Below are 19,288 nucleotides of genomic sequence, written 5' to 3'. Positions count from 1 at the left end.
CCGGTTACAGCGTACGGTCTCGAAAATGCCAATCCGGCACGGCTCTTGCGATTTCAGCCACAGACACTTGAGGCGGATCCCAATCCGGGACGTCGGAAAGCAATTGGCCGGATCGATGACACGTAATCTTTCAAAACTGAACCGACGCGCGTTTCTTGCCGGGACAGCATTGTGTCTTTCCGGGACAGTCGCCACGGCCCAGATGAAGGTTGCCGACCTGCGCGGTTCTATCGATTCCGAAGATCTTGGTCTTCTGCCCAACGCGGCAGATGACCAGACCGCTCAATTCCAGAATGCCGTCAACCGTGCCGTTGAGCGTGGCCGCGCGCTGTTCCTGCCTGCCGGCACCTATCCGGTCGCCAATCTGCGTCTTCCCTCCGGCACATTGATTGTCGGCGTTCCCGGCAGAACACGGCTCGTCTACCAGGGCGGCGGTGGTCAGCTGATCCGTGCCGAGAATGTCGCCAATGTCGGCCTGACCGGGATTTCCTTCGATGGCGCCAATCGATCGATCGGCGATTTCACCGAGGGCCTGCTGCATTTCATCAACGTCAAGAACGTCACGCTGGACAATTGCGAGATCACCGGTTCTTCCAAGATGGGACTGTTGCTGGACCGTTGTTCAGGCCGGGTCGAAAATTGCCGGATCTCCGGTGCCGCGGAAGCGGGACTGCGCTCGAACGAGGCCAACGGCCTTGCCATCACCGGCAACACGATAACCGACTGCGCCAACGGCGGCATCTGGGTGCACCGCTGGCGCGAAGGCGAAGACGGAACCATCGTTTCCGGCAACCGGGTGGAACGTATCGGCGCCCGCTACGGCGGCACCGGCCAGTTCGGCAACGGCATCAATGTTTTCCGCGCTCATGGCGTCATGGTTTCCAACAACCGCGTGGCGGATTGCGCCTTCTCCGCAATCCGCTCCAATGCAGGTTCCAACGTCCAGATCATCGGTAATTCCTGCCTGCGCTCCGGAGAAACGGCGATTTATTCCGAATTCGGTTTCCAGGGAGCGGTCATTGCCAACAATATCGTTGATGGCGGCACGATCGGCATATCCATCGCCAACTTCATGGATGGCGGCCGTATGGCGGTCTGCTCCGGCAATCTGATCCGCAACATCAAGAAGGAAGGCCCCTACCCGCCGGAAGTGGCCGGCTTCGGCATCGGCATCGCCGTTGAAGCGGATACGACATTGACCGGCAATGTGGTTGAGGGCGCACCGAAATTCGGTCTGATGCTCGGTTGGGGCCCCTATATGCGCAACATCGCAGCCTCCCAGAACGTTGTTCGGGACTGCGGCACCGGTATTGCCGTAACCGTGGTTGATGGCGCGGGCGCTGCCGTCATCACCAACAACATCGTCCAGGGCTCGCAACAGGGCGCGATCAACGGCTACCGCTGGCTCGAAAAAGCGACCGGTGAATTGAACAATGTTTCGGAATTCGACAATCTCACCGTTCACGGCAACCAGATAGCGGCCTGACTGACCCGACCGCCCGGCACAAACGCGCTCATCCTCTGAGACAAAGTGTAGACTGCTTTCTCCATGCCTCAGATAAAAACCCTACGAGCGGAAACGGAACGGCGTGGTTTCCATGGTGAGCCATGGCATGATCAAGGAGTTCGAAAACCTGATGCTTCTCGGCAAACTCATCCCTAGAACGCACTTCCGCGCATTCCCAGGGTCGAGACGAACAGGTTTAAGAACTGCAAAGCTCCAGAGAGATCAATCCAGCGCAAACCGCAGTGACAGGCACGACAGGCCGCCATCGACCTTGCGGGCTTCGTGGGTCGGCAGGACGACGGTCGTGAAACCGGCCGCCTCGATGGCTGCCAATGTCTTCGGATAGCCTTCCGGCACCATCACGACATCATTCACACGGATCACATTGGCGGCGTAGTCTTCCCCTTCGGGAACGACCACAATTTCCCGGTCACCGAAAAAGCCGCTGTCTGCCATGACCTTGGTCGCCAGGATGACGCCATCGCCAAGTGTGGAACAGGCCGTCTTGAAATGCAGCACGCCATCGGGCGTCTCGCAGACTTCGGCCTTGTAGCCCCACTCGCCCAGCAATCCGGCAAAGGCATCGGCGCCCTCCCGGTCGGTGCGGGCGGACAGGCCGATCAGGATGACGTCGTCGAGCATCAGGACGTCGCCGCCGTCGACATGACCGTTCCCCGGCAGATCGACAACCTTGCCGAACCGGCTTTCCAGCGCCGCACGGATCTCCGCGCCTTCGCCTTCACGGCTGGCCGTGCCCGGCCGAAGCTGGATGGCGCCTTCAGGCAGGCAGAAGGCAGGATCCTCGACAAAACAACTGTCCGGGTAGGTTTCAAGCTGCGGCAGAACGTCAACCGTCAAGCCGGCTTCTTGCAAGGCCGAGACATAACGCTCATGTTCTGCCCTGAATTTTTCGCCACTCGGGTTGCCCGTGTCCACTGCCCGGATGCCGTCGGCCACGCTGTCGGCGGGCGTGCGCGTGATCGCGTGGGTGAAACGGAAAGACAAATCGGGACGATGTGCCATGAGACAACTCCTGTGACAGAACCAAGCGCTCAACCAGCCATCCGCATGGCAAAATTGCAAGATGTCCCGGCCCTGAAAACATGCATCGACAGGGCCTATGCACCGGTAAAATCAACCTTGCCGGACCTGCCGGACGTCTCCTCCGGCCTGAAGGAAGACATCGAGCAAAACCAGGTCTTCGTCGCTGAAACGGATGGCCGTATCGTCGGCTGCGCAATCCTGGGTCTCCACAGCCAAAGTGCTCATCTCATGAACATAGCCGTCGATCCGGATATCAGGGGCATGGGCATCGGGCGTCTGTTGATGGAAGCCGTCGAGGTCCTTGCCAGTGAGAGCGGAGCCACCGAGATACATCTGGCAACCCATTTCGCCATGCCTGAGAACGTTGCTCTTTACGCACACCTGGGTTGGAGTGAAATGGAAAGAACCGGCAACAAGGTGCTGATGAAAAAAGATCTTTGAGCCAGATCATAAGCGCTCGTCACACGCCTCTGCCTCAAGAGCCGAAAAAGCGGCATCTGAAACTAGAAGGAAACAAGTGAGAGCCAGGAATGAAGCCTGAGAGTGCGCCGGCTTGTTAAGGCAGCGCTGCTTTCAACTCGGTCAGGAACTCTTCGCGCGGCTTGATGTGTCCGGCCTGGATACCGACCCGGGTCAGGATCGGCGGGTTCACCAGTCCGTCAAGCAGAGCTGCCTCATCATCGTTCAGCTCCAGCATCGCTTCCAGAACGGTTGCCATCATCACTTCGGACGCCCGGGTTGCTCCGTCGTCGCATTTCAGCGCGACACCGAAACCAAGCTCGGGAATGGAAGCGCAGAAGACACCTTCGGCTCCGGTCTTGACGAACACTCGGCCACGGAAAGCTTCCATCACCCTGGTGCAGAAACGGCCTGTCCCGGCAACCATGTAAGGTTCGTTGATGCACGCATCAAACAGCCGTTCCGCAGCCTCTGCCCGAAGCGGCTCCATCCCCTCACCGGTTCCGAAGGCGGCAAAGGCGCGCGCGAAGCTGCGCAATGGTGAAGCGTAGGTCGGGATTGAACAGCCGTCTGTTCCGCAGACATCCTCGGACAGAGTGTCGCCGGTCATCTGCTCCATCACGTTGCGAACTTCACGTTGCACAGGGTGTTCCGCGTTTACATAGCCGCGTGTCTCGACACCCATCACCTTGGCCAGGCCAAGGAAACCGGCATGTTTGCCTGAGCAGTTGTTGTGCAGGCCGCAGGGCGATTCATCAGCCAGGATAAGTTTGGCTGCATCTTCCATCCGCTGGGGCCATTGCGGGCCGCACTCGAGATTGTCTTCGGCAAGGCCTGCCTTCATCAGCATGACCCTTGCCGAATTTGCGTGAACTTCCTCGCCGTTATGGGACGCACAGGCAAGTGCCAGTTCGGCATCTGAATAGTCGAGCGCTTCCGCCGCTCCCGATTCAACCAGGGGCAATGCCTGAAGTGCCTTGATGGCGGAGCGCGGAAACACCCGGGCTTCCACGTTGCCGATACCGAAAACCAGCTTTCCGGCGCTATCGACGATCGCAATGCTGCCCCGATGCAGGCTTTCGATCACGGTGCCGCGGGTGACGTCGACCAGAGCCGGATTGTCCATGAAGTTTCTCATTTCCAAGGTTTCACACTATCAGGCTAAGCGGATTCGGCCCGGGCCGCAGTCAAAAATGCGGAAAGACGGGCGAGCGCTTCGTCGATCACGGCATCCTGCTTGCAGAAGCAGAAGCGAATGTAGCCTTCAGGCGCATCCGATCCATAGAAGGCAGACACGGGAACTGCCGCAACGCCGGCGGCTGTGACCAGGGTTTCACACGCCTCGACGTCGGTCCGTCCAAGCCCCAGCCCCTCGAACCCGCAAGTCAGGAAGTAGGTTGCATTGCAAGGCAGAACGGAAAAGCCGAGGGCGGCAAGGCCTGCCGCCATGCGGTCGCGCTTTGTGGCAAGGTCTTGCGACAGGCCATCGTAGTAGCTGTCGTCCTTACGCAGGCCATAGGCAACAGCCTTTTGCAGATGTGGCGGTGTCGTGAAGGTCACCCACTGGTGCGCCTTGGCAATCGGATCCATCAGCGCGGCAGGCCCGGTGACATAGCCGACCTTCCAGCCGGTGAGCGAGAAGGTCTTGCCCGCAGAGCCGATCCGCACCGTGCGCTCGCGCATGCCGTCCAGCGCCATCAGCGGTGTGTGCCGATGACCGTCAAAGACGAGGTGCTCGTAGACTTCGTCACAGATCGCATAGGCATCATGCTGGCGGCAGAGAGAGGCGACCAACTCAAGCTCTTCGTCTGAAAACACCTTGGCCGTCGGGTTCATCGGGTTGTTGATGAGAACTGCCTTGGTCTTGTCGGAGAAGGCTGTCTTGAGAGCTTCAGCATCCAGCGACCAGTTGGGCGGGGTCACCCGGACGCGCACGGGAATGCCGCCGGCCTGCTTCACCAGCGGCAGGTAGCAATCGTAGAGCGGTTCGATCAGCACGACCTCGTCACCCGGCGAGACCAACGCGAAAATGCAATCCGCCAATGCCTCGGTCGCACCGGAAGTCACCATCACTTCGGTTTGCGGATCGACCTCGAGACCGTAGAAACGGCGATTGGCCTCGGCAACGGCCTGGCGAAGGTCCGGTATGCCAAGCATGGGCGGATATTGGTTCGGCCCCTGCAATAACGCATCAGCCGCCGCCTGCCGGATATCCACCGGCCCGTCGACATCTGGAAACCCTTGTCCGAGGTTCACGGCCCCATGCGCCATAGCCAAGCGCGACATGGTCTCGAACACGGTGGTGGCAATGCCGGTGAAGACCGGATTGGTCGGCTTCATGGTTCCTCCCGAGCGTCTTTTCGCCGGTTCTAATCCTACCCGCGTTTGCCGTCGAGCTTTTTCATTTGATCGAGGCACAGGCGCAGTTCGACCACCACGTGTCACATGAGTGTCGTTGACTCAGTCCATGACCCGCAGTCAGATAGGTTCCGCATCGGAACCTTGGCGGAGGAAACGTGATGCTCGGCGTTATTATTGGAATTGTGGCGATCCTTCTGGGAGCCAGCATCATTCTTCGACGAGCCGGAGTTCCAGCCGGCGGTCACAGGCTGGTTCAAATTTTTTCGAGCCGGTTCATGGGCGTCATTCTGGTGCTGATCGGCGGCTTCATGCTCCTGTCCTCTTCCTTCATCTTGGTGGATGCCAACAGTGTTGGTCACCTGAAGAGGATCTATGCGTTCGAGGAGTTGCCTGAGGGCCGCATCATTGCCCTGGACGGCGAAAAAGGCCCGCAGGCCCAGATCCTCGGGCCCGGCTTTCATTTCATTCCGCTTGTCCGGGTGCTCTACGATTTCGAGGAATGGGACGTCGTCACCATTCCCGAAGGCTATTATGGCCAGCTGACCGCACTCGACGGCGACGCCATGCCCTCCGGCATGTTCATGGCACCGGCAATTGCAGATGCAGATGTCGGCGACATGCTGAAGGCCGACAGCTTCCTGACGAAGGGCGGTCTGCGCGGCCCTCAGGAAACGGTGCTGAAGCCCGGGCAATACCGTCTGAACCGGTATCTCTTCGACATTCGCCTCGATGAGAATACCAACGCGACGATCATCCCCGCCGGGCACGTGGGTGTGGTCAAGTCCAATGTCAGTCAGCCCGGCATCAATTGCATCGAGGAAGAAGTCTCTGCCTCCTCTGTTTCCCGCGAGGCGCTTACCGTTCCCCTGGTGCCCAGGGGCTGCGTCGGCATCTGGAAAGACCCGCTCTTCCCCGGGGCCTATTACCTCAATCGGCAGGCCTATGAAGTCACGCTGGTCGATACCCGCGTCCAGACCTGGGAATACAAGGGCGGCTACGTAAAACGCATCATCGATCTCTCGGTAGATCAACAGGGCAATATCCAGCAGAACGAACGCTCCGTTCAGGAAGAGATCCCCAGCGACGCTGCCGACCGGGCGGTCTACGTCAAGGTGGAAGGCTGGGACATTCCCCTGGAACTGCGCGCCCTCGTTCAGGTCGATCCTGACAATGCACCCGTGGTCGTCGGCTCCGTCGGCGGACTGGAGGAGATTGAAAACCGCATCCTGACACCGGCCATCCGCTCGATCGTGAGGAACGTCGCCGGTGCCTCGATCCGCGTGCAGGACAAGAATGCCGACGGAACGCCGGTGCAGCCTGCGACCTACACCGTGCGCCCGACAAAGGTTCTCGATCTCATCGAAAACCGCGATGCCCTGGAACAGACCATCGAGCAGCAGATCAAGATCGAAGGCAACAAGGCCGGCGTCGACATCCGCGAGATCCGTCTGGGCGAACCGGCCATCCCGCCGGAACTGCTGGTCTCCCGCCTGCGCGTGCAACTGGCCGATCAGCTTTCCACCGCCTACGAACGTGAAACGGATGCACAGCAAAAACGCATCGAAACGGAACAGGCACGCTCCACGGCGGACGAACAGCCCCGTCTCGTGGAAGCCCAGATAGCCGTGCAGGTGGCCAATCAGCGCGAACAGGAACGCGCGGCCCTCGGCCGTGCCGAGCGCCAGTATCTGGAGGAACTTGCCCGAGGACAGAGAGCGCAGGTCGACGTTCTCGGCCAGGACCGCGTAGCTCTGCTGCAGGCGCTGGAGAAACTGCTGACCTCGCTGGAACGCAAACCGGAGCTGGTCGGCCTCGTCGGCAAGCTTGTTCCCAATACAGTTGTCGGTGGAGACAGCGGCTTTGCCGGTGCGGCCGCCCTTCTCGGTGCAAGCCTGGGACAGGCCCAGCAACCGGCAACTAGCCGTACATCCGGCGGGCAGTAGTCCGGATCAGCGGATTGGCCCGCCTAGCTCGGGCCATCCCCGGTATCCTTGTGCTCGTCACTCAGGACGGCGCGCAAGGCCTCCTCCACTTGTGGCACCAGATCCCGGTGCCGCTCGTGAAGGTAATGATAGAAGGCATATTCCTTGCGGCTGGACGGGAGGGAAAAAGCATCCTCAAGACCGAACCTCTCTATCATCTCCTTCGCCCTCAACTCGCGGACGAAAACCAGATCAAGCCGCTTCTGTTTCAGCATGAGAAACAGCTGCTCCGGTTCTTCAGCCGACCAGACTTCTGCAAATCCGCTAGCCGCCATTTCGCCAAAGACAGCCCCGCGCACATGCCCTGCCCGCAGGGATTTAAGATCCTCCAGGGATCTGTCCTTCAGGTCTGCGCGGTTGGTGTAGCCATAGGCCACAACAGAAAGCAGCGGCACATCCACCCTGACGAGGGTGGGATAACGGTCACCCACAGAGCCGATCCGGATCACTTCGCCATCGGTTTTGCCGGAGGTGGATTCCACCAGTGCCCTGCTTGGCGTGTTTTCGACAATCTCCAGTTCGATCCCAAGGCTCGAATAGGCTTTCTGCAGATAACCGACCGCCACCGGGGTCAAACCGGGAGCCTCAAACCCGGACAGCACAATTCTCTCGCTTGCGGAAGCGGCAGTAGCCAGCAGTAACCCGGCCAGCAAGCAGATGAGCCTCTTCGTGCACATAGTGTTCCTCGCAGCGTCTCGTCGGCCGTGCAGCCTGCGTAAAACCTTCAGCTCAAGCCGGTCTTGTGCAGAACGTGTCCATCTTTCTCCGGTGTCGTCTCACCGACACCGTCGGTTTCCTCACCCACCGGCACCGCCAGCATTCTTTTCAGAACTGCTTCGATCCTGGGCACCAGATCAGCATGTTTTTCATGCAGATAATGATAGAATGCGACCTCCTGCAAAGACGGTCGCAACGGGAAGACACCCACCAGCTTGCGGTCGCGGATGATGCGCCGCCCCGTGCCCTCCCCGGCAATGACAAGGTCGATCCGGTCCCGCTGGAGCATCTCGAACAATTGTTCGGGCGTATCTGCGGTCCATACCTCGGCAAACCCCTCTGCCAGTTCAGCGGCGAACCGTGCGCCCGCTACATGGCCGACCCGCAAGTGCCGGAGCTGCTTGAAGGACTTGCCGCGAAGCTGAGGCTTGTTCGTATAGGCGAAGGTCCGAGCCAGGATAATCGGAACATCGACACGCAACAGGCTGCGATGATCGGCTTCTATGGTTCTGATCCGCACCAGTTCACCGTCGGTCTTGCCGGAAGCTGCATCCAGCAGTGCCCTGCGAGGGCTGGTGATAACCGTTTGGATGCGGATGCCTATCTCCCCATAGGCCTGACTTAGAATACTCTCGGCGACGGGGGTCAGGTTGGGGGCTTCGAAACCGGACAGCTTGAGAACGTCCTGTGCCCGGGCGCCGGACATCAGAAGAAGAACGCTCAGCATGGCGCAAAAAATGAGCCGATGCATTCCGCCCTCCTTAAGCTGCCTGCACGACAATTTCGTTCACAACAAGCCGTTCAGCTGCGGCCACGTCCTCCGCAGTCCGGTATCTAGAGCAATAACCCTACGGGACAATTTGCAGACTTTCGAAGCTGATTGCAATGCGGTTGTACAATCTATCGAGAATAACCAATAACGTGCGCTTACTTGTCTCTCCTTCTGCCAGTCAGGAAAAGACTTCAAGGATCGAAAGATTTGGCAACGTCAGGAGTGCGAGCCGTAATAGTCCTCTGCAATCTTGTCGATGAAGCCTTCGTCGACTAGCTCCTTGATGACACGGTTCAATTCATCAAGCTTTGCCGCCCAACCCGATTTCTTGGAAACACCGAGATACAGGTCGACCGAGTTTCCAGGATTATACGGCGCCTTTTCAATCTTGTCGGCGAACCCCTGACGTTTGATCAGGTAGTCCACCTGGCAATCCGTACCGATCATGATACCGAAACGCCCCTTCATCAGCATGTCGATCAGGATCTGCTCCTGAGCAACGCCAACCTTGTCCAATGACGTATCCTGGTCGAACCTTTCGAAGTAGGCCGAATGCAACACGTAGCCGACCTGGTGTGGCGCCAGGTCTTCGTAGCTCCGGATTTTGTCGGCCTGTCCCTTGATGGTGTAGAAGGCGGTCGTGCATTTGAAATAAGGCGTATCGGTATAGGCGATGTATTCCGCCCGGTCCGGACGGAAAGCCAGCCCGGTCATGACATCGACGCCGCCCCCTTGCATCTCGGTGAGCGCCCGCCCCCAGGGCAGTTTGGCGATCCGGAGTTCGGCTTCTGTGCGCCTGGCAACTTCGTCCATCAGGTCCAGATCCAGCCCGATGAAGGTATCTCCCTCCGTAATCCGGAAGGGCGGCCAGTCATCTGTGGCCATGATCATCTCGTCCGCGCGTGCGATGCCTGCTGACACCGCAAGCAAAAAGGAAAAAGCAACGCAACAGATACGAGAAATTGACACAACAACAACCCCAAATAATCAGAGAATTAAAGTTGTTACCCAATTTCATCAAATATTATCGCTCGTATTATTGCAATATCGTAAATTGTATCCAGCAAGAACCAGCCCATCTTCCTTAACGGAAAATTTCTGACATACACGTGCTTTACTACCTCAACTGGCAAGCGCCGAACCTTTATCAAGGAAGAACCCCGGTCAACGCATGGCTGCTCCTGCCCGGCCTGCCTTGCTGCGTTGCAAAAAATCGATTAGAAGGTGGCAACTTGATCCAGGTCAAAAGTGGAAATCCGGGCAGGGATTGGCGCTGACCTAAAAAACCACACCAAATATCCGGAGCAGCCCGTGTCAGCACGCGCGGAGGCCGTTGCGCCTGAACAACCTTTGAAAATGGATGCGTCCCGCATCAAAACCGAACTTCTGGCCGGGCTTACAGTTGCCCTGGCGCTCGTTCCCGAAGCCGTGGCCTTTGCCTTTGTTGCCGGCGTCAATCCGCTGGTAGGTCTCTATGCAGCATTCTTTGTCGGTCTGATTACGGCCTGTATCGGCGGCCGTCCCGGCATGATTTCCGGCGCGACCGGCGCACTGGCCGTGGTGATGGTTTCCCTCGTCAGCCTGCACGGGGTGGAATACCTCTTTGCCACCGTCGTGCTGATGGGCCTCATCCAGATCGTGGTGGGCGTGCTGAAGTGGGGCAAGTTCATCCGCATGGTGCCCCATCCGGTCATGCTTGGTTTCGTCAACGGCCTTGCGATCGTGATCTTCCTTGCACAGCTTGGCCAGTTCAAGGTTCCAGATGGCGCTGGCGGACTGACATGGATGGAAGGCTCCCAGCTGTATCTGATGCTCGGCCTGATAGCCCTCACCATGGCTGTTATCTGGTTCCTGCCCAAGATCACCTCGTCTTTCCCCGCGCCGCTTGCAGGCATTCTGGTTGTCTCCGCGCTCGTGCTCGGCTTCAACCTCGACACCCGCTCGGTTGGCGATCTCGCGTCGATCGCCGGCGGCCTGCCGGATTTCCACATTCCCATGGTGCCGCTGACGCTCGACACATTGCAGATCATCCTGCCTTATGCCGTGATCCTGGCAGCCATCGGCCTCATTGAATCCCTGCTGACGTTGAACCTCGTGGCTGACCTGACGGGCACCAAGGGCGGCGCGTCCAAGGAATGCCTTGCACAGGGCACGGCGAACGTCGTGACCGGCTTTTTCGGTGGTATGGGTGGCTGCGCCATGATCGGCCAGTCCATGATCAACGTGAAATCCGGTGCACGAACCCGGATTTCCGGCATTGCCGCAGCTCTTTTCCTGCTGTCCTTCATCGTCATCGCTTCGCCCTTGATCGAACGGATCCCGGTCGCAGCTCTGGTCGGCGTAATGTTCATGGTGGTCATCGGCACCTTCGCGTGGACCAGCCTGAAGATCATGCACAAGATCCCGCCGATCGACGCGCTTGTGATGGTCATCGTCACCTGCGTCACCGTTTATTCGGACCTCGCGGTCGCTGTCGTGGTCGGTGTGATCATCTCCGCGCTTGCTTACGCCTGGAATGCAGCCAGCCGGATCCGTGCCCGTATCGGCACCAGCAAGGAGGGCTGGAAGGTCTATCGCCTGACCGGCCCGCTGTTCTTCGGCTCCACCACAGGCTTTGCCGACCTCTTCGATCCGTTGAACGATCCCGAGGACGTTGTCGTCGACTTCATCGACAGCCGCGTGGTCGATCATTCCGGTCTGGAAGCAATTGACGCCCTCGCCTCGAAATACCTTGCTGCTGGCAAGCGTCTGCACCTGCGCCACCTGTCGCCGGACTGCAAGAAGCTGCTGGCCAAGGCTGGCGATCTTGTCGAAGTCTCGGTCCTAGAAGATCCGGATTACGAGATTGCCGTGGACTACGGTCACACGTTCGACCGGGCAGAAAAGACCTCCTGACGCACGCTTTTCCAAGCGCGACGAACCAAGACCCGCACGGTTTCCCCGTGCGGGTCTTTTTGTATCTGAAACAGGTTTCAAGCTTCCGGTGCAGTTCCCCGATTGCTACGCGCGGCGTAATTTGAAAGAGATAACGGCTTACGACGACACAGCTCACAATCGGGACGTCACGGTGCCAGCACGCAGGAAACTCTTCATCACGCCGACCCTTGCCTCCGTCATCGGCAGTTTCGTGCTGGTGACCGCGGCTGCGATCCTCTTCATCCAGGCCGTCACTTCTTCGGAAGTCGTCAGAAGAATGGGCGGTGAGTTGGTCGATATCGGCATGGATGCGGCCGAAACAGCGTTTGTCGAGCAGCTTCATGCCATCACCGAAACCGCCGAATTCACTCGACTGACCTATGAGCGCAAGGAACTGCCGGTCGATGATCCCGATCTCATCCTGTCTTACCTATACGGCGCACTCGCCCCGATGGAGCAGGTCTCCTTTCTGGTTCTGGTAGACGAAAATGGCGAAGGTGTTGATGTCGACAGGGGCGATGCGGACGGCAAGCTGCTGGGCGGCAACGTCAATCTGGCGAAGGATATTCCGATCCTGGTTCCCCTGGCGGAACGCGCGAAAAACCGGTCTGGCGCTTTCTGGAGCGAGCCGTTCTACATGCCGAACCGCGAGCACACCTATTACGTCTTTGTACGCCCGCTGCACGAGGGCAAGACCTACCGTGGCAGCCTGATGATCGGCATGTCGCTCGACAGAATGTCCGAGATCACCTGGCACGTTTCGACAGACGACATAACCGTCTTTCTCATGAAAGAGGGATCAGACGAAATCGTCGCCCATCCCGACCTTCACAAATCCTTCGATGACCTGACAGCAGAAATGCCCCTTCTGAATGTCGATCGTTTGCCCGATGCCTTTCTGGCCGGCTTCAAGGACATGCCCAGGGTCAAGAATGAGTCCTTCGATATTTCCGAGAAGCTGGCAGTCTATTCCGGCGCTGCCTCTGACGGCGCCGAACGGTTCGTGATCCTGGAGCAGAAGAACGAAAACCTTCTGGGTCTTCCGGTCAGGATCGGTGTTCACTTTCCTGCCGAGTACCTTGACCAGCCGCTGAAACAACTGCTGATGGCGCTACTTGTTGGCGGCGGACTGCTCATCCTGTCCCTGCTTGGCGCGGTTTTGCTCGCGAGACGGATTGCAAGACCGGTGCAACGTGCTTCGGTCGCGGCAAGAGAAGTGGCGGGCCTGAACTTTTCGACCGTAGCCCCGCTGCCTTCCAGCATCATCCGGGAACTGGACGACCTGTCCAAGGGCTTCAATGCCATGTTAGGCGGCTTGAAAGCCTTCAATCGCTACGTTCCAGGCACACTTGTCAGGAAACTTCTGAGCGAAGGCCGGGCGGATGCCCCGCCGGAAGAAAGGGAGGTTGCAGTGCTGTTCACCGACATTGCCGGCTTTACCTCCGCCTCCGAAGGCATGACGGCAACCGAAACAGCAGCCTTCGTCAATCATCACCTGTCCCTGCTCGGCGCCGAGATCACAAAGGAAGGCGGCACCATCGACAAATACATCGGCGACAGTGTCATGGCATTCTGGGGTGCTCCGGAACGGCTGGAAAACCCGGCAGAACCTGCGGCCCGTGCGGCAATCGGCATGGCCCGTGCCATCCGGGCAGACAACACGGCACGCGTTGCCCGCGGTGAAGCGCCTGTGCGTATTCGCATCGGCCTTCACATGGGCCCCCTCGTCGTCGGCGACATCGGCGCACCGGAGCGGGTCAACTACACGGTCATCGGCGACACGGTAAACGCCGCTTCCCGGCTGGAGAGCCTCGGCAAGGAGATCGACGGCGACGCCGATATTGTGATTCTCGTCTCCAGCGAGATCGCCAAACGTCTCGACAGCAGCATCGAGCAAGAAGCCATCGGACTGCACAAGGTCAAGGGTAAATCGGCAGCGGTCGAGGTCGTTCGGCTGCGTGGCTAGCTCCGAGCCGATCATCCATTGCAATCCTCACGGTTTCATCCGGTCACCCGTGCTTTGCCTCGCCACGTTATCAGGGTATGGGTATTGCGTCGAAATTCAGCACGCAGGCCAAGCACTTGCCCTTTAACAGGCGCCTTCACATCACGCCGACGCTCACGACGGTCATCGGTGGTTTTGTCTTCGTCACCGCAGCGCTTGTCCTGATCGTTCAGGCGGCCACGTCGGAAAAGGTCGTGCGCAACCTGGGCGGCTCGCTGATCAACTCGGGCATGCACTCGCTGGAGCAGGCCTTTTCCGCCCAGATAGAAGCCGTCGAGGAAGCAAGCTCCTTTACCGCGGCAGCGCTTTCCACCGGCAGCATCCTGTTGCGCCGTCCTCAGGAAGTCGCCGACTACATGTTCGGTGCGCTGTCGGCCATGGAGCATGTGTCCTTTGTCATCGTCGCCGACAGGAACGGCAATTTCATCCAGGTCGACCGGGGCCGTGCAGACGGAATTCTGGTACCGCAATTCGTGCCGAAGACGGACGAAACGCATGCCCTTGCGGGTCTGATTTCGTCATCAAGGGACAAGACAGCCCCTTTCTGGTCTGGGCCGGCTTTTTACCCTCAGCGCCAGCACACCTATATCGCTCACGTTCAACCGATCCTGTCCGAAGGCCCTGACGGCAGTGAATACGAAGGCCTCGTCCTGATGGCCATGTCCATGGAGCGCTTGTCGGAAGTCACAAGCGACATCTCCACCGGCCTGGTTCAGGTGTTCATGATCAACCCGCAGACCTACGGTCTGATTGCTCATCCTGCGTTGTCGGAGGTCTTCAACCTTCTGTCGCCGACAAGTCCGCTGATTGAACTCGAGAACGTCCCGGACACTTTTTTGCAAACCCTCAAATCGACCGAAACAGTCGATGCATCAGGCTACGGGATCCGCCAGGGACACGAAATGCGTGCCGGCTATGACGCCCTTGGCAACAAGCGGTTTGTCGTCCTCCAAAGCCCGGACCTCGGCCCGACGGGGTTGCCGATTGCCATTGGCGCCCATTTTCCGGCAGAGGTTCTTGAGCAGCCGCTTGAGCAATTGAGCGATGCGATACTGATCGGCATCGCCCTTCTCGGTCTGTCGCTGATCGGCGCCGGTTTTCTTGCCCACCGCATCGGCCAGCCGATCCGCCGGGCGGCACTTGGGGCAAGGGCCGTTGCGGATCTTGAACTGGATTCCGCCGAGCACCTGCCCGGCAGCTTCGTGCGCGAACTTGATGATCTCGCCAACGGGTTCAATTCCATGGTCAGCGGCCTGACCGCTTTCAGCCGGTACGTACCCAAAACACTGGTCAGGAAACTCCTGCGTGAAGGCCGGGCGTATGCACCGCCGGAAGAACGTGAAGTCGCGGTTATGTTCACCGACATTGCCGGCTTTACATCCGCCTCCGAAGGCATGACGGCAACCGAAACAGCAGCCTTCGTCAATCATCACCTGTCCCTGCTCGGCGCCGAGATCACAAAGGAAGGCGGCACCATCGACAAATACATCGGCGACAGTGTCATGGCATTCTGGGGTGCTCCGGAACGGCTGGAAAATCCGGCAGAGCCTGCGGCCCGTGCGGCAATCGGCATGGCACGTGCCATCCGGGCGGACAACACTGCACGCGTTGTCCGCGGTGAAGCCCCGGTGCGTATTCGCATCGGCCTTCACATGGGACCGCTTGTCGTTGGCGACATCGGCGCACCGGAGCGGGTCAACTACACCGTCATCGGCGACACGGTAAACGCCGCTTCCCGGCTGGAGAGCCTCGGCAAGGAGATCGACGGCAGTTCCGATGTGGTGATCCTCGTCTCCAGCGAGATCGCCAAGCGCCTTGGCAACACCGTTGAGTACCGGTCCATCGGCCAGCATCAGGTAAAAGGCAGAGTTGAGCCCCTGGAGGTTGTCCGGCTGATCGATTGACGCTCACCACGGGAGGAAGCGGTCAGCGTTGCCCAGCACTGGCTGTTCGGCTCAGAGGATCCTGTAGAGTGTCCGGTCACGCCTCAGAACGTGGTGGAACAGTACCGCGCCGATGTGAAGGGCAAACAGTGCCAGCAAAGCCCATGCGCTCCAGGAATGAGTGGCCGACAGTGTCCCCGCAATGTCTGGCGACTTGCCGATCGGGCTCCAGACCGGAACCAGGCCGAACCAGCTCAGCGGAAATCCATGAGCGTTTGTCGCCAGAAACCCGCTCACAGGCATGACGATCAAGAACAGATAGAGGAAGCCGTGAACGACGCTGGCCGCCAGTCGTTCCAGAGCCGGGCCCTCCTCCGCCGGCTTTCGGGCAACAAGCTTGTTGCCGACACGAACCAGCATCAGCCAGAGCACCAGAAAGCCGAAACTTTCGTGCAGCAGGTAGAAATCCAGGGACACATCGCTTTTCACGAACTTGATCACGTAGCCCAGTGGCCATGTCGCCAGAACCAAAGCGGCAATCATCCAGTGCAGGATCCTGGTGGTTCCGGCATGACGGCTTTCCGGTCCAAGGGGATGCGCATCGGTTCGCGAAGTTGTTTCCATGGAATTCAGCACTGTCATTGTCCTTTTTATGCCTTAACAGCCCGGGTTCGTTTTGCGCCCGGTTCTTTCACGGTCGGCTGCCCGTCAGGTTCGGGTAGATGGCAATCGTTGTCACCAGCGTTTGAACCTGTCACGAGCCCTGTCACCGTCTCTTGTTAGCTCATCCCCTTCCCTGCCCCCTGTGACCAGCGACACTGCCTGAAAAGCAGGTGCAAGTGGTCTTGGTACAAACCGGGGGAAACAACGCAAGGCGGCCCGGGTCCGGCAAGATCAGCGACAACGGATCCAGTATAAATCTGTCAGGCATTCCGGATGGCAAGAGCTTCGCAGGTCAGCGAAGACGGAAGAAGCAGAACCGCTCGACCAGCCGCAGAAGGTCTTTCTGCGAGCGGCAGTTGGCCTTGGCCATTGTATTCTTCAGGTGTTTTCTTGCAGTGTCGAGTGAGATGCCGCGCTCAACGCAATGTTGCGACAGATCCTGCCCGGACGCGATTGCGCCAACCACAAGCTCCTCGGAAGGTGTCAGGCGGAACAATCCGGCAAATTGCCTGATCTCAGATGGGTCCGGCCCACGCTGCATGTGGAGCGGAATACACAGGACAGCCAGCATCGAACCGCCACCACCTATTCCTCCGGGAACGGGCAGGAAGCGGACGCCGATCTGATGATCCGTTGTATCGGTGAGCGTAACGGTCTCGCCTGAAGGAACGCTCGAACGGAAGTGAAGGGCGTCCAGTGCAAGCGCAAGTCGCCGGTTCAAGGCCCTGTCCCGGAAGACAAGTCCCCGGCTGCTCATTTTCAGAACCTGTTCTTGCTGCAAGGCTTCGGCCTGATCGTTCGCGAAGACGATCCTGCCCCCTGCGGTCACCAGGATTATCCCTTGCCCGCGTGCTGTCAGGAGATTGCCGAGCGTTTCCGTATTCGCTTTTGCTTCAGCCAGTGTCAGATGGATCCGCAAGGCCTGCCGGGTATGGCCGAGGATGAGCTGCTGTGCCTCAAGCTGGTCTTTTTCCCAAGGCTCCTCGTCATAGAGAGAAAAGCCAAGCCAGCTCAAGCGATCGGGCATGGCGAGCTGGGCGCCAGTTACCTCGTAGAGTTCGAAAGGCAGCAGGTTCTCGTGATAGACGGGACTGGCCATCCGCTCTTCGTCGGTCCACAGGAGATCTCCGTGCAGAACTCTTCCGACCGGTGCATCCATGATGCGCGGATACCTGACATCAAGCTCTGCGTAAGTGCCCATGTAATCCTTGTGAAAATCAGGATCCATGCGAACCGTGACGAAGAGATCGTCCCCCGCATCTGTCAGGTTGTTGGAGAAGAAGTGACAACTCTTTGCCTGGAGAGCGTCTGTCACCTCTTCCATGGCCGGCTTCCAGAGCTCCGCCGTAACCGCGGCCTCATAAAGGCCCCGGATGGCAGCGTTCAGTCTTGCCTGGTCGACTTTCACCTTGCCCTCGCCGAATGGTTGCACCCTATGACGTATATTCAGCCAGAATCTATTTCAAGAATGTTATGTAGATCACAAAGTTTTCGTGCTCGGCGACTTTCCAAATTTTAACAAAAAACAAAAAAGCCGCCGGAGTTACCCGGCGGCTATATTCACCAAAGGTTGCTCTTTTTCCCTATCGCACCAGAATGTTACGGAACTGCCAGGGATCCTTGGTGTCGATATCTTCCTTGTAGAAGCCTGGCCGCCCCTCCAGCGGAGTCCAGTCCGTATAATAGCCTTTGACCGGCCCAAGATACGGCAGCTGAATTTCGAGGCAGCGCTTGTAGTCCATCTCGTCCGTCTCGACGATGCCGGCTTCCGGATTCTCCAACGCCCAGACCATTCCGGCCAGAACGGCCGAAGTCACCTGCAGACCGGTCGCGTTCTGATACGGCGCAAGGTCCCGGGCCTCCTCCACAGACAGCTGCGAGCCATACCAGTAGGCGTTCTTCTTGTGACCGTAGAGCAGGACGCCGAGTTCATCGATGCCGTCCTGCAGTTCACTTTCGTCGAGAACGTGCAGCGTCTCCTGAACCTTTCCTGCGGAGCCGAACAGTTCATGTAGCGAGAGTACGGCCACGTTCGCCGGATGATAGGCATAGTGGCATGTCGGGCGATAGCTGACCTTCTTGCCGTCGCCCACGGAGAAGTAATCGGCGATGGAGATCGCTTCATTGTGCGTGACGAGGAAGCCATATTGCGCGCCCGGCGTCGGGCACCAGGTCCGCACACGGGTGTTGGCGCCCGGCTGTTCCAGATAGATCGCCGCCTTGCAGCCCTTCTTGTGCTTCTTGGCGTTCGCAGGCTTCCAGGTTTCGTGCGTACCCCAGCCGAGTTCCGCAGGCTGGAAACCTTCGGACAGGAAACCTTCCACCGACCAGGTGTTCCAGAACTCGCCGAACGGTTTCGGTTCCTTGGCTCGCTGAGTGTCACGCTCGGCAATATGGATGCCCTTGACACCCACTTTCTTCATCAGCTTCGCCCAGCCCTTCTGGCTGGACGGTTCCTTGAACTTGACGCCGGTATCGGTCGCGATATCCACCAGTGCCTTCTTCACGAACCAGGAGACCATGCCAGGATTGGCGCCGCAGCAGGAAACTGCCGTAGTGCCGCCAGGATGTTTCTTCTTTTCGCGTCGTACGGCCTCACGCAGCGCATAATTGGTCCGGTCGGCAGCCGTTACGGTGTCGTCGAAGTAGAACCCCGGCCAGGGTTCGACCACCGTGTCGATATAGAGCACGCCAAGCTTGCGGCAGAGTTTCATCAGGTCCAGAGATGAAGTGTCGACAGACAGATTAACGACAAACCCCTGCCCCTCGCCCTCTGTGAGCAAAGGCGTGAGTATGTCCTTGTAGTTTTCAGGCGTCAGGGCGACTTTTTCAAACCGGTATCCCCGGTCGGTCACAAGCTTGGCATCGCCATCGACCGGGTCGATGACCGTGAACCGGTTCTTGTCGAAATTGAAATGACGCTCGATCAGCGGCAGTGTTCCCTTGCCGATGGAACCGAGACCGATCATCACAAGCGGA

The 19,288-nt window shown here is 58.8% G+C and carries 15 protein-coding genes; 6 read left to right on the top strand and 9 right to left on the bottom strand.

Annotated elements, in window-relative coordinates:
* The first annotated feature begins 115 nt into the window (after positions 1-115).
* Positions 116-1,486, top strand: a complete 1,371-nt coding sequence (locus FIV03_RS17385; protein ID WP_209009691.1) for a TIGR03808 family TAT-translocated repetitive protein — start codon at positions 116-118, stop codon at positions 1,484-1,486.
* Positions 1,487-1,729: 243 nt separating this feature from the next.
* Here FIV03_RS17385 and FIV03_RS17380 read toward each other — a convergent pair whose 3' ends face one another.
* Entirely contained in the window at positions 1,730-2,530 is an 801-nt protein-coding gene (locus tag FIV03_RS17380) for an arginine deiminase-related protein (RefSeq protein ID WP_023000954.1), read from the bottom strand.
* Positions 2,531-2,575: 45 nt separating this feature from the next.
* On the opposite strand from FIV03_RS17380, the gene FIV03_RS17375 reads away from it, so the two are divergent.
* Positions 2,576-2,992: a GNAT family N-acetyltransferase gene (locus FIV03_RS17375; RefSeq protein ID WP_209009690.1), complete on the top strand. Its 417-nt coding sequence runs from the start codon at positions 2,576-2,578 to the stop codon at positions 2,990-2,992.
* Between the two features lie 115 nt (positions 2,993-3,107).
* On the opposite strand, the gene FIV03_RS17370 is transcribed toward FIV03_RS17375, so the two are convergent.
* Both FIV03_RS17370 and FIV03_RS17365 read right to left on the bottom strand, forming a co-directional pair.
* Positions 3,108-4,136, bottom strand: coding sequence for an asparaginase (locus tag FIV03_RS17370; RefSeq protein ID WP_152510434.1), 1,029 nt, complete (start codon positions 4,134-4,136; stop codon positions 3,108-3,110).
* A gap of 35 nt (positions 4,137-4,171) precedes the next feature.
* Positions 4,172-5,350, bottom strand: a complete 1,179-nt coding sequence (locus FIV03_RS17365) for an aminotransferase (protein ID WP_152510433.1) — start codon at positions 5,348-5,350, stop codon at positions 4,172-4,174.
* A 179-nt stretch (positions 5,351-5,529) separates the two neighbouring features.
* On the opposite strand from FIV03_RS17365, the gene FIV03_RS17360 reads away from it, so the two are divergent.
* Positions 5,530-7,314 (top strand): SPFH domain-containing protein, encoded by a 1,785-nt coding sequence (locus FIV03_RS17360; protein WP_152510432.1) that lies wholly within the window; start codon positions 5,530-5,532, stop codon positions 7,312-7,314.
* Positions 7,315-7,337: 23 nt separating this feature from the next.
* Here FIV03_RS17360 and FIV03_RS17355 read toward each other — a convergent pair whose 3' ends face one another.
* The 3 genes from FIV03_RS17355 to FIV03_RS17345 form a co-directional block, all read right to left on the bottom strand.
* Positions 7,338-8,030, bottom strand: coding sequence for a transporter substrate-binding domain-containing protein (locus FIV03_RS17355; RefSeq protein WP_152510431.1), 693 nt, complete (start codon positions 8,028-8,030; stop codon positions 7,338-7,340).
* Between the two features lie 47 nt (positions 8,031-8,077).
* Positions 8,078-8,821, bottom strand: a complete 744-nt coding sequence (locus FIV03_RS17350) for a transporter substrate-binding domain-containing protein (RefSeq protein ID WP_152510430.1) — start codon at positions 8,819-8,821, stop codon at positions 8,078-8,080.
* Positions 8,822-9,058: 237 nt separating this feature from the next.
* Positions 9,059-9,727, bottom strand: coding sequence for an ABC transporter substrate-binding protein (locus FIV03_RS17345; RefSeq protein WP_209009689.1), 669 nt, complete (start codon positions 9,725-9,727; stop codon positions 9,059-9,061).
* Positions 9,728-10,198: 471 nt separating this feature from the next.
* Between FIV03_RS17345 and FIV03_RS17340 the strand changes: the two genes are divergently transcribed.
* The 3 genes from FIV03_RS17340 (at position 10,199) to FIV03_RS17330 (ending at position 15,667) form a co-directional block, all read left to right on the top strand.
* Positions 10,199-11,737, top strand: a complete 1,539-nt coding sequence (locus FIV03_RS17340) for a SulP family inorganic anion transporter (protein WP_152511966.1) — start codon at positions 10,199-10,201, stop codon at positions 11,735-11,737.
* Between the two features lie 172 nt (positions 11,738-11,909).
* Positions 11,910-13,724 (top strand): adenylate/guanylate cyclase domain-containing protein, encoded by a 1,815-nt coding sequence (locus FIV03_RS17335; RefSeq protein WP_152510428.1) that lies wholly within the window; start codon positions 11,910-11,912, stop codon positions 13,722-13,724.
* Between the two features lie 116 nt (positions 13,725-13,840).
* Positions 13,841-15,667, top strand: coding sequence for an adenylate/guanylate cyclase domain-containing protein (locus tag FIV03_RS17330; protein ID WP_209009688.1), 1,827 nt, complete (start codon positions 13,841-13,843; stop codon positions 15,665-15,667).
* Positions 15,668-15,718: 51 nt separating this feature from the next.
* On the opposite strand, the gene FIV03_RS17325 is transcribed toward FIV03_RS17330, so the two are convergent.
* The 3 genes from FIV03_RS17325 to FIV03_RS17315 all read right to left on the bottom strand — a co-directional run bounded on the left by FIV03_RS17325 (position 15,719) and on the right by FIV03_RS17315 (position 19,278).
* Positions 15,719-16,189, bottom strand: coding sequence for a cytochrome b/b6 domain-containing protein (locus FIV03_RS17325; protein WP_286202310.1), 471 nt, complete (start codon positions 16,187-16,189; stop codon positions 15,719-15,721).
* A 412-nt stretch (positions 16,190-16,601) separates the two neighbouring features.
* Positions 16,602-17,717 (bottom strand): hypothetical protein, encoded by a 1,116-nt coding sequence (locus FIV03_RS17320; RefSeq protein WP_152510426.1) that lies wholly within the window; start codon positions 17,715-17,717, stop codon positions 16,602-16,604.
* A 175-nt stretch (positions 17,718-17,892) separates the two neighbouring features.
* Positions 17,893-19,278: a homospermidine synthase gene (locus FIV03_RS17315; protein ID WP_152511964.1), complete on the bottom strand. Its 1,386-nt coding sequence runs from the start codon at positions 19,276-19,278 to the stop codon at positions 17,893-17,895.
* Positions 19,279-19,288 lie beyond the last annotated feature (10 nt).

This window comes from Labrenzia sp. THAF187b, assembly GCF_009363375.1.
Taxonomy (GTDB): Bacteria; Pseudomonadota; Alphaproteobacteria; order Rhizobiales; family Stappiaceae; genus Roseibium; species Roseibium algicola.
This window is presented reverse-complemented; position numbering and strand designations above follow the sequence as displayed.